The 14,632-nt window shown below is 40.6% G+C and carries 18 protein-coding genes; 12 read left to right on the top strand and 6 right to left on the bottom strand.

What is annotated here, in order from left to right; genetic code table 11:
- Positions 1 to 57: 57 nt before the first annotated feature.
- Positions 58 to 528: a DUF523 domain-containing protein gene (locus HMPREF0013_RS19030; RefSeq protein ID WP_005804347.1), complete on the top strand. Its 471-nt coding sequence runs from the start codon at positions 58 to 60 to the stop codon at positions 526 to 528.
- A gap of 15 nt (positions 529 to 543) precedes the next feature.
- Here HMPREF0013_RS19030 and HMPREF0013_RS19025 read toward each other — a convergent pair whose 3' ends face one another.
- From HMPREF0013_RS19025 to pncA, 3 genes are all read right to left on the bottom strand, one after another.
- Positions 544 to 1,887: an MATE family efflux transporter gene (locus HMPREF0013_RS19025; protein ID WP_005804346.1), complete on the bottom strand. Its 1,344-nt coding sequence runs from the start codon at positions 1,885 to 1,887 to the stop codon at positions 544 to 546.
- 176 nt (positions 1,888 to 2,063) lie between these two features.
- Complete coding sequence (locus HMPREF0013_RS19020) at positions 2,064 to 3,002, bottom strand: bile acid:sodium symporter family protein (protein WP_005804345.1); 939 nt, start codon at positions 3,000 to 3,002, stop codon at positions 2,064 to 2,066.
- A 52-nt stretch (positions 3,003 to 3,054) separates the two neighbouring features.
- On the bottom strand, positions 3,055 to 3,699 hold the full coding sequence (gene pncA / locus HMPREF0013_RS19015) for a bifunctional nicotinamidase/pyrazinamidase (protein ID WP_005804344.1): 645 nt from the start codon (positions 3,697 to 3,699) through the stop codon (positions 3,055 to 3,057).
- A gap of 328 nt (positions 3,700 to 4,027) precedes the next feature.
- Here pncA and dapA point away from each other — a divergent pair, with 328 nt between their 5' ends.
- The 5 genes from dapA to HMPREF0013_RS18990 all read left to right on the top strand — a co-directional run bounded on the left by dapA (position 4,028) and on the right by HMPREF0013_RS18990 (position 7,676).
- On the top strand, positions 4,028 to 4,921 hold the full coding sequence (gene dapA / locus HMPREF0013_RS19010; RefSeq protein WP_005804343.1) for a 4-hydroxy-tetrahydrodipicolinate synthase: 894 nt from the start codon (positions 4,028 to 4,030) through the stop codon (positions 4,919 to 4,921).
- 15 nt (positions 4,922 to 4,936) lie between these two features.
- Complete coding sequence (locus HMPREF0013_RS19005; protein ID WP_005804342.1) at positions 4,937 to 5,539, top strand: hypothetical protein; 603 nt, start codon at positions 4,937 to 4,939, stop codon at positions 5,537 to 5,539.
- A gap of 36 nt (positions 5,540 to 5,575) precedes the next feature.
- Positions 5,576 to 6,295: a phosphoribosylaminoimidazolesuccinocarboxamide synthase gene (purC, locus tag HMPREF0013_RS19000; RefSeq protein ID WP_002119240.1), complete on the top strand. Its 720-nt coding sequence runs from the start codon at positions 5,576 to 5,578 to the stop codon at positions 6,293 to 6,295.
- A 191-nt stretch (positions 6,296 to 6,486) separates the two neighbouring features.
- A complete protein-coding gene (locus HMPREF0013_RS18995) occupies positions 6,487 to 6,690 on the top strand; it encodes a hypothetical protein (RefSeq protein ID WP_005804340.1) in 204 nt (67 codons plus the stop codon).
- 149 nt (positions 6,691 to 6,839) lie between these two features.
- Complete coding sequence (locus HMPREF0013_RS18990; protein ID WP_025464150.1) at positions 6,840 to 7,676, top strand: formate/nitrite transporter family protein; 837 nt, start codon at positions 6,840 to 6,842, stop codon at positions 7,674 to 7,676.
- A 13-nt stretch (positions 7,677 to 7,689) separates the two neighbouring features.
- Here HMPREF0013_RS18990 and HMPREF0013_RS18985 read toward each other — a convergent pair whose 3' ends face one another.
- The 3 genes from HMPREF0013_RS18985 to HMPREF0013_RS18975 all read right to left on the bottom strand — a co-directional run bounded on the left by HMPREF0013_RS18985 (position 7,690) and on the right by HMPREF0013_RS18975 (position 10,802).
- Positions 7,690 to 8,955: a replication-associated recombination protein A gene (locus tag HMPREF0013_RS18985; protein WP_002119242.1), complete on the bottom strand. Its 1,266-nt coding sequence runs from the start codon at positions 8,953 to 8,955 to the stop codon at positions 7,690 to 7,692.
- Between the two features lie 105 nt (positions 8,956 to 9,060).
- Positions 9,061 to 10,230: a PQQ-dependent sugar dehydrogenase gene (locus HMPREF0013_RS18980; protein WP_005804338.1), complete on the bottom strand. Its 1,170-nt coding sequence runs from the start codon at positions 10,228 to 10,230 to the stop codon at positions 9,061 to 9,063.
- Between the two features lie 113 nt (positions 10,231 to 10,343).
- A complete protein-coding gene (locus tag HMPREF0013_RS18975) occupies positions 10,344 to 10,802 on the bottom strand; it encodes a YcgN family cysteine cluster protein (protein WP_005804337.1) in 459 nt (152 codons plus the stop codon).
- 193 nt (positions 10,803 to 10,995) lie between these two features.
- On the opposite strand from HMPREF0013_RS18975, the gene HMPREF0013_RS18970 reads away from it, so the two are divergent.
- The 6 genes from HMPREF0013_RS18970 (at position 10,996) to HMPREF0013_RS18945 (ending at position 14,625) form a co-directional block, all read left to right on the top strand.
- Complete coding sequence (locus HMPREF0013_RS18970) at positions 10,996 to 11,154, top strand: DUF1328 domain-containing protein (RefSeq protein WP_002053759.1); 159 nt, start codon at positions 10,996 to 10,998, stop codon at positions 11,152 to 11,154.
- A gap of 171 nt (positions 11,155 to 11,325) precedes the next feature.
- Positions 11,326 to 12,063 carry a dienelactone hydrolase family protein gene (locus HMPREF0013_RS18965; RefSeq protein ID WP_002119163.1) on the top strand — a complete coding sequence of 246 codons (738 nt, stop codon included), beginning with the start codon at positions 11,326 to 11,328 and terminating at the stop codon, positions 12,061 to 12,063.
- A gap of 184 nt (positions 12,064 to 12,247) precedes the next feature.
- Positions 12,248 to 12,610 carry an HIT family protein gene (locus HMPREF0013_RS18960; RefSeq protein WP_002119132.1) on the top strand — a complete coding sequence of 121 codons (363 nt, stop codon included), beginning with the start codon at positions 12,248 to 12,250 and terminating at the stop codon, positions 12,608 to 12,610.
- A 141-nt stretch (positions 12,611 to 12,751) separates the two neighbouring features.
- Entirely contained in the window at positions 12,752 to 13,786 is a 1,035-nt protein-coding gene (gene mutY, locus HMPREF0013_RS18955) for an A/G-specific adenine glycosylase (protein ID WP_005804336.1), read from the top strand.
- Positions 13,787 to 13,833: 47 nt separating this feature from the next.
- Entirely contained in the window at positions 13,834 to 14,370 is a 537-nt protein-coding gene (locus tag HMPREF0013_RS18950; protein ID WP_005804335.1) for a M23 family metallopeptidase, read from the top strand.
- Positions 14,371 to 14,379: 9 nt separating this feature from the next.
- Positions 14,380 to 14,625, top strand: coding sequence for a hypothetical protein (locus HMPREF0013_RS18945; protein WP_005066589.1), 246 nt, complete (start codon positions 14,380 to 14,382; stop codon positions 14,623 to 14,625).
- The last annotated feature ends 7 nt before the right edge of the window (positions 14,626 to 14,632 follow it).

Raw genomic sequence — 14,632 nt, 5'->3', positions numbered from 1 at the left:
TATTCTGTTTATGATCCTTATCTTCAAAAATCTCTCTTGCTTTGAGTTTGAAAAACTATGCTTTTAGTCAGCGCATGTTTAATTGGTGAACCTGTTCGATATGATGGTAAATCCTGTCCAAATACCCGACTTAAGCAACTATTAATCAATAAAAAAGCCCAAGCATTATGCCCAGAGCTATTAGGTGGTTTTACCACTCCCCGTTTACCCGCAGAAATTGTGGACGGAACAGGTCAAGATGTGCTTGATGGCAAAGCAAAAATTACTGATTCATCTGGTTTAGATGTGACAGAGTTATATTTAAAAGGTGCTTACCGCACCCTAGAAGTTGCGCAGCAAATAAAAGCGACTTGTGTGGTTTTAAAAGAGAATAGCCCATCTTGTGGTAGCCAAAAAATTTATAACGGTACTTTTCAAGGTGAGAAAATTACGGGAGTTGGAATCACCACGGCGCTTTTGCAGCGCCATGGCTTTGAAGTAATTTCTGAAAATGAGATTGAAGATTGGTTAGTAGAACATCCTCTTTAATCATTGTCTGCTCAATCAAAATCCTCTTAATTGTTTTCTAAAATGGAAACAGATGGCACTCATTAGACAAGCCACTAAATAACTTATGGCAGCCATCCACCAGAAGCCATAAATTCCCATCGCAGAAATCGAGATATCCTGCCAATGCAGTCCTTTATAGGCCATCCACCAACCACCGCCTAATCCGAAACATAACACCACGACCAAGAAAATCAGCATTGGTAAAATCGACACATCCCAACAGCGCAACAAAGAGGTCAATAACGTCATTAAGCCATCTAGAAAGTGAGACAGACACACAATCAACAACAACGATGCAGCCAAAATCTGCACGGCCAAATCGTCTGAATAGAACGTGACAATTAAATCCCGTTCCAACCATAAACACAGGGACAAACTGCCACTCACTGCCATAATCACCCATATACTTTGTCTGGCAATTTTGTTTGCTTCTTCCATGTTCCCGCTGCCCATAGATCGTGACACCAAAATGCTATAAGCCGAGGCAATGGACGAAGGAAAAATAAACATGAAGCCGCCAGTACTCGCGACAATTTGATGGGCTGCAGACACCACACTCCCAAAAGGTAAAATCAGAATAGCAACCGAACAAAATGCAACGACGTCCATCAACGCCATGATTGCTGTCGGTATCCCTATTTTTAAAATCATACGCAGACTTTGGCGGCTATCTTCAACTGACTGCTCTGGTTGTTCAATAAAGATGTATCCTTTCTCTAGGAAAAACAGGTAATAAATAGCCAGCATAAACCACCGTACAATAAGGGTGGCTAACAAAGCCCCTATCGCACCGAGTGGTGGAATTGAAAATAAAGCGACACCATAAATCAAAAGATAGGACAAAATAATTTTAAGAATGAAGAAAATGCTATCTGATACTAAAACCTTATGCGCATTTTCAGTGACCTGAGACAAAGCTGTAAATAAGCGCATCAGTAAATGGGCAGGTAAAATAAATACCAAAGCCCAAATACAGTTTTTAGTAATTGAAACAACATGTTCAGATGCACCAAATAATTTTGGTAAATCACGGAACAAGTAAAGCAAGCCAATACTCAGCAATGCCGAACATAACATCAGCCAGATGCCTTGAATAAAAATTTTACGAATGCGTGGTATGTCATGGGAACCATAAGCTTCTGAAAGCTTGAGCATCACACCTTGCAGAATCCCCATACCAATGACATAAACCACTGTATATAAAGATAAGGTCACAGATAATGCTGCTACATGATCGTTACTAAAATGCCCTACATAAGCAATATCAACCAATCCACTTAAAACTAGAATTAAATTGCTTGAGAGCATGGGAATAAATAATTTAAAAATCTGGTTCATCAAGGAAATGCCTTATTTTTCTTTACGATTTATACTCATATTCACGTTATTTTTAGTGCATCAATTCAAAGCAAAAGACATACCAGTTCTAGCTTTAGCTCCCCTAAAATATGCTTTAAATAAAAAGGCCAAACTATTCGTTTGGCCTTCTTTTGTCATGTATGTTGTTTATACAGTTATTCTTGTTTGTGTTTACTTGCCCAATAAGTTGCAAGCGCCGGGCCCGAAATATTATGCCAAAGACTGAAAATCGCGCTTGGTACAGCTGTAATCGGAGAAGCAGCAAAATGTACTGCTGCGAGCGCAACACCTAAGCCTGAGTTTTGCATTCCGACTTCTACAGCAATTGCTTTACTGTCCGCATAAGGTAATTTAAAGAAACGCGCTGCGGTAAAACCTAATAAATATCCAAGCCCGTTATGTAAGATCACCACAGCTAAAATAAGCAAACCCGACTGTAAAATTGCTGCTTTGCTTCCACCAATAATGGCTGCCACAATCGCGACAATTGCAATGACCGAAACTAAAGGCATGACTTGAATATAAGATTCGACCTGACGTTTAAGCCATGTTCTTAAAATTAGACCAACGATAATAGGTAGTAGCACCACCTGCAAAATCGAAATAAACATCGAAGCTGCATCAATCTTTAGCCATTGGCTAGCAAGCAGATAGAAAATCGCAGGTGTTAATACAGGCGCTAAAAGCGTTGATACCGATGTACAGGCTACCGATAAAGCGACATTGCCTTTGGCCATATAGGTAATCACGTTTGAAGCGGTTCCCCCTGGGCAACAACCTACCAAGATGACCCCAACCGCGATTTCAGGTGGTAAATTAAATAATTTACATAGAACATATGCTAAGCCTGGCATCACCACAAACTGCGCTACGACGCCAATCAATACCGCTTTAGGGCTTTGTAATACTCCTTTAAAGTCATCGACGGTCATGGTCATTCCCATGCCAAGCATAATAATGCCCAAAATCCATGGAATGTACGCTTTGAGCCAGACAAAAAGTTCAGGCTGCCATAGCGCTAATGCTGCAAAAACAATCACCCATAGGGCAAAAGTTTTTTGAATAAATTGGGTAAAGCGCAGGAATGCATCCATACTTTCTATCCCTAAAAATTAAAATATAAAAGTAAAAATCAGAGCAATATACTTAAAACTCGCTCAACAGATCATTCGATTGAATACGGATAACACCTTGTTGCTGCATGGTTTGCCACGCTTGTTCTAAAGAACCATTCAGATCAATCCCTTTACAAGCATCTTCAACCACTAAAGTTTTAAAACCTTGCTTAACTGCATCCAAGGCAGTCCATGCTACACAAAAGTCCGTAGCAATTCCGACCACATAAACCGTATCAATACCGCGCTCTTTTAGATAACCCGTTAAACCCGTCGTTGTAGAATGATCAGCTTCTATAAAAGCCGAGTAGCTATCAATATGCGAGTGAAAGCCTTTTCGGATAATCAGTTGAGCTGTCGGAATATTTAAATCAGGATGAAACTCGGCATCTTGAGTACCTTGTACACAATGCTTAGGCCAAAGCACCTGCTGTCCATAGTCGAGTTCAATGGTTTCAAATGGCTGCTTATCCAAATGATTGGCTGCAAAAGAGATATGATTATCCGGGTGCCAGTCCTGAGTCAGGACGACATTTTCAAAACAACCAGCAAGTTGGTTAATAGTTGGAATAATTCTATCGGCATCAGCAACTGCTAAATTTCCACCCGGCGTAAAACCATTTTGTACATCAACTACGATTAAAACCGCATTTTGTGGTTGTTTATTCATTTTCATGTCATCTTCAATCCCAACTGGGAAATTGCATTCTATCTTGCCACAAAAAAAGCCCATATTAAGTAAGGCTCAGTCGAATCAAGCCGTATTGTTATGTTTACTGGGTATTCTTAGCGCGCAATAATGAAAACATCCTATCTTTTCCTCAAGTTTACATCGCGATTATCCGTTAGGCGTATTGTTCTTATGCGTCTGATCAGTCATAATTTGCATAATTGTCATTCAACAATCTGTTATTGTTAGAACTGGACAATCAAAATACTGCAACCATCCCACATTTTGTTTTTCTTACCTCAGATTCGGATGGATAAATAGGATATTTTTAAAAATGACTCAGCAAGCACAGACCATTCAAGGCTCAATCGTCGCAATCGTCACACCCATGTTGAAAGACGGCGGTGTAGATTGGAAGGGTCTTGAGAAGCTGGTTGAGTGGCACATAGAACAAGGTACAAACAGTATTGTAGCCGTCGGTACAACCGGCGAAGCCTCAACATTGAGCATGGAAGAGCACACACAGGTTATTAAAGAAATTATTCGTGTAGCCAATAAACGTATTCCAATTATTGCCGGTACTGGTGCAAACTCAACCCGTGAAGCAATCGAATTAACTAAAGCTGCTAAAGACCTCGGTGCTGATGCAGCTTTACTTGTAACACCATATTATAACAAGCCAACCCAAGAAGGCCTTTACCAACACTATAAAGCGATTGCTGAAGCTGTTGAATTACCGCTTATTCTCTATAACGTACCTGGTCGTACTGGCGTAGACCTTTCAAACGACACAGCTGTACGTTTAGCAGAGATCTCGAATATTGTCGGCATTAAAGATGCAACAGGTGACGTACCTCGTGGTAAAGCTTTAATTGAGGCGTTAAACGGCAAGATGGCTGTGTACTCAGGTGATGATGAGACAGCATGGGAACTTATGCTTCTTGGCGCTGACGGCAATATTTCGGTTACTGCAAATATTGCACCTAAAGCAATGAGTGAAGTATGTGCTGTTGCGATTGCCAAAGATGAACAACAAGCGAAGACGCTTAACAATAAGATTGCAAATTTACACAATATTCTATTTTGCGAATCAAACCCAATTCCTGTGAAATGGGCACTACATGAGATGGGACTGATTGATACTGGTATTCGTTTACCACTCACTCCTCTCGCTGAGCAATATCGCGAACCTCTCCGCAATGCCCTAAAAGATGCGGGAATTATTTAATAAGAGCAATTTATGATGCAATTACGTCTTGGTTTAGTCCTTGCAGTTTCAGCCTTAAGTTTAGCTGGTTGTGGTCGCTTCGCAATTAATAATCACTCTTTAGATTATAAAAATGCCAAGCAACTTGCCCCGCTTGAATATCCTGCCGATGCAACTGTACGACCAGCGACACCTTTGTATCCTGCACCAACTGTAGAACAGCGCGCTATCGATAACGCACCGAAGTTTGAAAATAAGCGTGGCAACCGCTATGCACTGCCACGCCCTGAACAAACACAAGGTAATGCGACACTAGATGCCTCTGCTCAAACGACGACTGCGCTTGGACGTCCTCAGCTTGTGACTGACGGTAATAAAAACCCGTTGTTAAAAGTTGATGGAAATACAGCCGAGATCTGGCAATACACTAAAGCAACTTTAAGTACTTTAAATTTCAACATCATCGCTCAAGGCAGTAATCAAGCGACGATTAAAGTAAATGACAATACTTATGTGCTTAAACTTACTGGTGTAGGTTCTAGTCATACTCTTGCTCTATTTAATGTAGATAACACTTTTGCAAGCCCAGATGTGGCTACTGAAGTGCTAAACCAGATTTACCAAAATTGGCCAGCCTAGTCGTTTACTAGGCATTTTTTTTAAAAAGGTTCCCTCATGTTAAAACAAACCTTGCTCTATACTGGTAAAGCAAAATCTGTATATGAAACAGACAATGCCGACCATCTGATTTTAGTCTTTCGTGATGATGCCTCTGCGTTCAACGGCGAAAAAATCGAACAACTAGATCGTAAAGGCAAGGTGAACAACCGTTTTAACGCCTTCATCATGGAAAAACTTGCTGCTGCAGGTATTGAAACGCATTTTGAAAAATTGCTTTCTCCAACTGAAGTGCTTGTTAAAAAACTTCAAATGATTCCAGTTGAATGTGTAATTCGTAACTACGCAGCTGGTTCTCTATGCCGTCGCTTAGGTGTAGAAGAAGGTAAAGAGTTAACTCCTCCTACATTTGAATTGTTCTATAAAGATGACGGTCTAGGTGACCCAATGGTTAACGAATCTCAAGCGATTGCTTTAGGTTGGGCGACTGCTGAACAGTTAGAACAAATGAAAGTTTTAACTTATAAAGTAAACGATGTATTAAAAGCATTATTTGCTGAAGGCAACATGATTTTGGTGGACTTCAAGCTTGAATTCGGTGTTTTCCATGACCGCATCGTGCTTGGTGATGAGTTCTCTCCAGACGGCTGCCGTTTATGGGATAAAGACTCTAAGAAGAAACTCGACAAAGACCGTTTCCGTCAAGGTTTAGGCGGTGTTGTTGAAGCTTATGAAGAAGTTGCTGCTCGTTTAGGCGTAGATTTATCTGACATCTAATCAGTAAAACTTCATAAAAAAACCGGGCTAAAGCCCGGTTTTTTATATTCAGCGTCATGCGCCCCAAACAATGTAGACAGATTTGTCTATTTCAATAAATTAACACTTGCATAAGCTTAATTTAAAACACTAAAATCTAAAAAAACACAAAGCACTTCACAATAATTAAATTTAAAAACTAGGATGAACCTATGGAATTATCTAAGCTTGAAAAGAGATTAATGAATCATCCAATCCATTTTGGTGAAAATCCTTTGGTCTTATTAAACAACTTTAGCACTTCTGCCTTAAAACAAGGATGGAGTCAGGCAGAGGTTGAATCTGTTATTGCTAAAGCCTCTCAAGGCGACTATATGGCACTCATCCGTACTTTAAGAGCTTATACTTTTCTTTGATTTTGTGATTGATGATCCAGCCATTGTGCATTCAATTTATAAAAAGACACATAAAGCTGTTATGAATAGACTAGATTTATCCTGAACACTGCCTTAACAATAAATAAAACAATAAATATAAGATATTTATTCAGTGAGGAGTAAACCTGATGGACCATGAAATAGAGGAAAAGAAAGTCGAGAAAACTTTAAGCTGGCGTGAAAAAATGGCAGTCGAAGAACATGAGAAACTGTCACCCCGTCTGGTTTATGAAATTATCCGCCGTGATGGTGCCGAAGAGCTTGATCGTCCAACAACTGCACTCATCTTTTCAGGGATTGCCGCGGGTTTAGTCATCAGTTTTTCATTTGTATTTAAAGCGATTATTGCTGCTTATCTCCCAACTGATGCAGTCTGGACCGATTTAATCACTAATGTCGGTTATACCATTGGGTTCTTGATCGCTATTTTGAGCCACATGCAACTCTTTACTGAAAATACCATCACCACAGTTGTGCCATTATTTAATCCCTTTACTTTCGATAAATTACGAGCAGTGGGCCGCTTATGGGGCATTGTGATTCTATGCAACATTATTGGAACAGCTTTGGCGAGTTTATTTTTCCTAACTACTCACCTGTTTACTCCAGATATTGACAAAGCACTGGATGAGCTCGCACATCATGTGGGTTCCTTTTCTGCCACTCAGAATCTGCTCAAAGGCATTATGTCAGGGCTGTTAATTGCAGCATTGGTCTGGATGTTACCCTCGGTCAGTAATAAGTTCCTGCTCATCTTTTTTATGACGTATTTGATAGGACTGGGTGACTTTACTCATGTAGTGGTTGGTTCTACAGAAATGTCCTATCTGGTCTGGCAAGGAGAAGCTTCTATTGGCAAGTATCTGTTTACTTTCCTCATCCCAACCACTATCGGCAATATTATTGGCGGTACAGGCGTGTTCACTCTACTGATTTATGGTCAGGTCACTGAAGAGCTGGAATAGCATAAAGCAGGAACTATTGTTCCTGCTGCCATCTGCGTTGCTGTAAGCGCTCACCTTCAACCTCACGCTTATTTCTTGCAGACTCATAGAGTTTGGTTCCCTTCAACTCAGGCGGCAAATAGTCTTGCAGCACAAAATGCTCTGGGTAGTCATGAGGATAGAGATAATTAATTCCATAGCCTTGCTGTTTCATAAGCTTGGTCGGCGCATTTCTCAAATGCAAAGGCACAGGTAAATTTGCTGTTTTTTCAGCAAGTTCCAAAGCTTTATTAATCGCTAAATAAGTACTATTACTTTTTGCACTCGTTGCTAGATAAACCGCTGTTTGACCTAGAATAATTCGGGCCTCAGGCATACCTACCGCTTGTACAGAGCGGAAACACTCACCTGCAAGCAATAGTGCATTTGGGTTGGAGTTTCCGATGTCTTCTGAGGCTGCAATCAGCATACGTCTTGCAATAAAAACAGGATCTTCTCCGCCTTTAAGCATACGTGCCATCCAATATAGCGTTGCATCTGGATCACTACCACGAATTGATTTAATAAAGGCAGAAACAAGGTCGTAATGCTGCTCGCCCGATTTGTCATAACGCGCAATATTTTGCTGAGCGACTTTTACCACAACCGCATTAGTAATCGTGTTTTCAACTTCTGGTTCAAAAGTACTTGCGATCAAGTCTAGTAAATTAAGCGCTTTACGTGCATCACCTGCTGCGAACTGAATGAGCGCATCATATTCTTCTATATGAATGTAACGTTCTTTTAAGAATTTATCGCTTTGAAGTGCATTGTTGAGTAATGTCTGAATTGCCTCACTGTCTAAACTATTTAAGGTATAGACCTGACAGCGTGATAAAAGCGCGCTATTCACCTCAAAAGATGGATTTTCAGTGGTCGCACCAATTAAAGTAATTTTGCCTTTTTCAACTGCACCCAATAAAGCATCTTGCTGAGATTTATTAAAACGATGAATTTCATCAATAAAAACTACAGGCGTCAGTAAATCACCACTTTCTGCAATCACTTCACGTAATTCTTTTACACCCGTATTCAGCGCAGATAAGCTCACAAATGGACGGTCTATCGCCTGTGCCAAAAGTAAAGCAATCGTTGTTTTACCAACGCCTGGTGGTCCCCAAAAAATAATAGAAGGCAAATGTCCCTGATCAATCATTTGACGTAAGGGCGCATGTTCACCTAATAAATGATCTTGCCCAATAATTTCAGACAAGTCTCTTGGGCGCAGGCGTTCGGGAAGTGGAATATGGGTGTCTGACATCTCAAATGGCTTTATCGTCTTTTCACTATAGTCTATTGTGTCTCACAGAAATCTACAATTTGAATCTATGAGACACGTTCTTTATTTACAGGCTCTTGCTTAGCATTAAGAGGGTTTCTTACTCAGCTTGAGTAAACGTGCATTTGAGCCATCTTCAATCACCCAAATCGAACCATCTTGTGCTTCATGCAACCCACGAATACGTTTTTTCATATCCAATCTTTGCACTTCTTTCACGGGCTTATGCTCTAAATCCACCACAATAATCGCTTCGGAAGATAACCCGCCAATTAAGGCTTTATTTTGCCATGCAGGAAATTGCTGACCACGATAAATGATCATACTCGATGGAGAGATAACAGGAGTCCAGTCAATTTCTGGTGCTTTAAACTCTGGCCGAGTGTGATGATCTGGAATAGGTTGGCCCGAATAATGGTCTCCATTTGAAACGATTGGATAACCGTAATTTTCACCTTTGGTAATAATATTAAGCTCATCACCACCTTTAGGCCCCATCTCAACCACCCACAGCTGTCCTTGGCGGTCAAAAGCCATACCTAACGGGTTACGGTGTCCAAGTGACCATATCTCAGCAATTACCCCGCCTTGCTTATAAAAAGGGTTACCTTCAGCCGCGGTGCCATCCTCATTTAAACGCAAGATTTTACCCAAGTTACTTTTCATGTTTTGGGCAGGATCAAACTTTTGTCGCTCACCTGAACTGACCCACAGCTTACCATCTGTACCAAAAAGCATGCGATGTCCATAATGGCCTTGTCCTGAGACTTTAGGTACTTGCTGCCAAATCTGCTTTATATCGTTAAGTTTTGGCTGATTAGGATTAGATAAATCTAATTTCGCACGTGAAATCACTGCGCCAGATCCGCCTTGTCCTTTTGTAGCATAGCTAAGATAAACCCAATGATTCTTGGCAAAGTCAGGGTGTAAAATGACATCTCCTAAACCACCTTGTCCCCCATAATTCACTGCAGGAACATTCTGGACATCCAACATTTGTTTATTTTTAGGGTTAAAAATTTTTAATTTACCCTGCCGTTCAGTCACTAATAAACGTTGATCAGGCAGACTGGTCACAGCCCAAGGCTCATTAAAATGTGCAACTGCTTCGACCTGATAAGTTTGTTTGACAGCAACAGACTGATCTGTTTTCGCAGTCGTATTTTGTTCAGGATTTTTTGAATTGGTATTATTAGACCCACAGGCCATTAACAAAAAAAAGCTACTACATAATAAGGGGGCTGCTAATCGTCTCATCGTTTTTATCTCCTTTTGCTTTTATTGTTATATAACGGAGATGAGCAAAAAAATGACGATAAAAATGTTACTTTATTATACGCTGTAATCAAACAACGCCTTTTAAGATCTATTTAACGTACCCATCGCACAATATAATCTTCAAGATCATCTTCATGGACATCAACTTCAGAAAGACAACGTCCTGCAACTGACTTTTTCGCCTTAACCACGCTTTGTCTCGAACCCGTATTTAAATAATGCCAAGAAGGTAAATTCTTGCCTTCATTCAAGCGCTTATAGGCACAGCTTGATGGCAACCAGTGGATTGTTTTTAAAGACTCTACCGTTAATTGCAGGCAGTCAGGTACTTGCTGCTGACGATTCGGATAGTCCGTGCAACGCCCTGTACCACAATCAAGTAACTTACAGGCCACCTTGGTATAAGCCACCTCATGCGTATCTTCATCTTCTAGTTTTACCAGACAGCACAAACCACAGCCATCACATAAAGCTTCCCACTCAGCCTGAGTCAGTTGCTCTAACGGATAGTTTTTCCAAAAGAGTGGTCGAAGTGAGGTCTCGGTAGACATAATCTTTTAACAGCTGATGAGATAAAACGATGTATCAGTATAGCATTGAAGTGGTCTGTACTAAAAAAGAAGCTGTATTTATGACATCACAAAATGATTGTTTAATATACATTTCAACCACATAAACGACACATTCCGAGTAAAAAACACGCTATATAGTTAAATGACAATGAAAAATAAGGAGGACAGCATTATGTTCCGTTGGGCGATAATTTTTGCAGTAATTGCACTCATTGCCAGTCTATTAGGGTTTGGTGGTGTTGCAGGGCTATCTAAAGACTTTGCCGTGATTTTATTAGTTGTAGCTGTAATTCTAGCTGTAATTGGGTTCATTTCTCGAGGCCGAACTTAATTTAATCATGATCACATAAAAAGAAGGAACTGGTTTCCTTCTTTTTTATTGCTTATAGCTTTGTATCTTTTTATTTTGATGTAGATTTTTACATAGTTATTTATTTTAGTTCTTAATTTTTATGCTTTAATCAAGCGTATTTAAATCGATTTAAATTTCAGGATTAATGTCATGAGTACTGCAATTAAAACCCGTGAAATTCAATATACTGCACCAGACGGTAGCCATTTAATTGGTTATTTTGCGGCTCCAGATAGCGAAACACCTGTTGCGGGTGTGATTGTTGCTCCTGAGTGGTGGGGACGTAACGAATATACAGAGCAACGCGCACGTGAACTTGCTGAACACGGCTATGCTGCGCTTGCAATTGATATGTATGGTGATAAAAAAGTTACAACCACCGCAGCTCAAGCCTATGAATGGATGATGCAGACATTTGAAGAATTAGACACGGTGACTGATCGTGCCAATGCTGGGCTTCAAACTTTAGCTGCTCAGCCGGAAGTAAACAGTGAGAAAATTGCCGCTGTCGGTTACTGCTATGGTGGTAAAGTCGTATTAGATCTTGCGCGTTCAGGTGCTCCACTAAAAGCAACTGCAACTTTCCATGGCACATTAACGCCTAAAGCTCCTGCTCAAAAAGGCGACATTCAAGGTGAAGTTTTAGTTCTACATGGTGAATTAGACAGTATGGTCACCTTAGAAGATGTTGCTAATTTTGAAAAAGAGATGCAAGCTGCTGAGGTTAAACATGAAGTAGTGGTTTTAGAAGGTGCTAAACATGGCTTTAGTAACCCGCTTGCCGATGAAAGAGCTAAAGCGAACGGTGTGGACCTTGGCTACAATAGCGAAGCAGAAAAACAAGGCCTTGCTAAAATGTACGCTTTATTAGATCGTACTCTAAAATAAAAGAAGCAAATTTGGAGCAAATGATTTTTTTGCATTTGCTCCCTTAAATGTTTATGACTTTGCAATATTTTTACTGTATTTTTTAAACCATACTTCAATAACTATACTCCCGTTGAGCTAGAGCAAAGCCTAGTCTTATTTCCCGCACTCGGGGTTTAATGGAATAACATGAGAGGATACAACAATGACTGACAAGAAATGTCCGTATTGCGAATTTGATGAATATGACATCATTGATAAGAATGAATTTGCCGTAATTTTGCCTGATTCTAATCCGTTATCTAAAGGCCACTGTGTAGTAACACCACTGCGCCATGTTAGTTCTTTTTTTGACATTACGTCTAAAGAACATCAAGGGTTGCTTACACTTCTTGAAATTGCCCGTCATGAAACCCAGCTTCGTCATCAACCAGATGGCTTTCATATTGGCTTTAATGATGGTGAAGTTTTTGGAAAAACTTCAGATCATTTCCACATTCATGTCATTCCTTACTATAAAAACCAGCCGTTGAAACTTGATCAACTTTGGGGTGTACAAAAGGATTAATCCTTTTTATACATGAAACAGAGGTTGCCCATTATCAGGTAATCTCTGTTTTAATATACTCTCGCTGTTCGCCTGCTTTAAACAAAATTTCATCTAAATTTCAGCTATAATTTAGCCCTTACTTCTCTTCTATAGCTGTTCATGCCTGAATTTTCTTTTTCTGATGCCCTCTTAAACTGGTTCGATCAACATGGTCGTCACGATTTGCCTTGGCAAGTTGCCGATGATCCGTACAAAGTTTGGGTTTCTGAAATTATGCTACAGCAGACTCAGGTGAAAACGGTCTTGCAATATTTTGACCGCTTTATGGAGCGCTTCCCGACTGTAGAAGCTTTAGGTCATGCAACTTGGGATGAAGTAGCCCCTTTTTGGGCTGGCCTCGGTTACTACGCTCGTGCACGCAATTTGCATAAAGCGGCTGGTCTTGTCACGCAGCAAGGTAAATTTCCTGAAACGCTAGAAGAATGGATTGCGTTACCTGGCATTGGTCGCTCTACCGCAGGCGCGCTCATGTCTTTAGGTTTACGTCAGTACGGCGTCATCATGGATGGCAACGTGAAACGCGTCTTAGCTCGTTTCTTTGCCATTGAAGATGACTTAAGCAAACCACAGCACGAGCGTGAAATGTGGAAACTGGCTGAAGAGCTTTGCCCTACACATCGCAATCATGACTACACTCAAGCGATTATGGATCTCGGCGCAACCATTTGTACGCCTAAAAAACCGCTATGTTTATATTGTCCAATGCAAGCCCACTGTCAGGCTTATCAGCAAGGGTTAGAACAAGAATTACCTTTTAAAAAACCGAAAAAAACACCGCCTGTTAAAACAGCAGATGTTCTTATTATTCAGTGCGAAGGTGAATGGTTCTGGCAACAACGTCAAGCTCATGGTCTATGGGGCGGTTTATTCTGTTTACCTATTTTAGAAAATGAACATGAACGACTGAGCATAAGCCAGCAATATAAATTACAGCCTCAAGCACAAACTTTTCAGATCAGCCATAGCTTCACTCACTTCACATGGTTACTTAATGCTCATGCGTTCCACGTGGAACCTGATCAAAAAGAACATCTGGCTATTGAACTTGAAGGTCAATGGTTGAGTCCGGAACAAGCCATTGCCAAAGGTGTTCCAACCGCTATGAAAAAATTGATCTCGACAAGCCGTTCATGACATAGTGAGTAAAATAATTTTGATATGGCTGTGACAGGGAGTATTTTGTGCGACGTTTTGTTTCTCATTTCTCACTTGGTTTTCTGATTATTCTTTTGGCTGCCTGTGCCAGTGCACCTAAAAAACCTGCCCCACTTCCACCTGCTCAAGTCATCAAACTCAAAAGTATGCAGCTTCCAAGTCGACTACCTGTACCTGTAAGAGGTATTGACCGTGATGAATTAAAAGACACATGGGGAGCTGCTCGGAGTCAGGGCCGTAGTCACGAAGGAATTGATATTTTGGCTCCACGTGGAACCAAAGTGTACAGTGCAACCGAAGGTCTCGTTGCAGATCTTCGCAATAACAACTTAGGTGGCAAAGTCATCTGGATTTTAGGTCCAGCCGGGACATGGCATTATTATGCTCATCTTGATGGTCACAAACGTGGCTTAAATGTGGGTGACTATGTCAAAAAAGGCGACCTCATTGGCTATGTCGGCAATACGGGCAATGCACGTTATACTTCACCTCATCTTCATTATGGTCTTTATCTAGATGGTAAAGGGCGTGGTGCTGTTAATCCTTATTTATATTTACGCTAGGAACATTTTATGTCGGAAGCGCTGATCAATCGCTTAGTAGAGTTTGCCGAGTCTGGTAACCAGCAAAAGATCGTTTTAAATGGCAATAGCTATCAAGGCTGGATCATGGAAATCAGCGATGATGCCCTGCTGATCAGTACCGGTTTTTCAGACAAAGTTGGCAAAGACTTTTGGCTAAAGTTTGAAGACTTAACACAAGCAGAACTGTATTATTGGGATACTCGCCCGAATGAATGGGTGCTATTTAAACTTTAAAATTCTA

Origin of the sequence: Acinetobacter sp. SH024 (assembly GCF_000163635.1) — a bacterium.
Classification (GTDB): Bacteria; Pseudomonadota; Gammaproteobacteria; order Pseudomonadales; family Moraxellaceae; genus Acinetobacter; species Acinetobacter pittii.
This window is presented reverse-complemented; position numbering and strand designations above follow the sequence as displayed.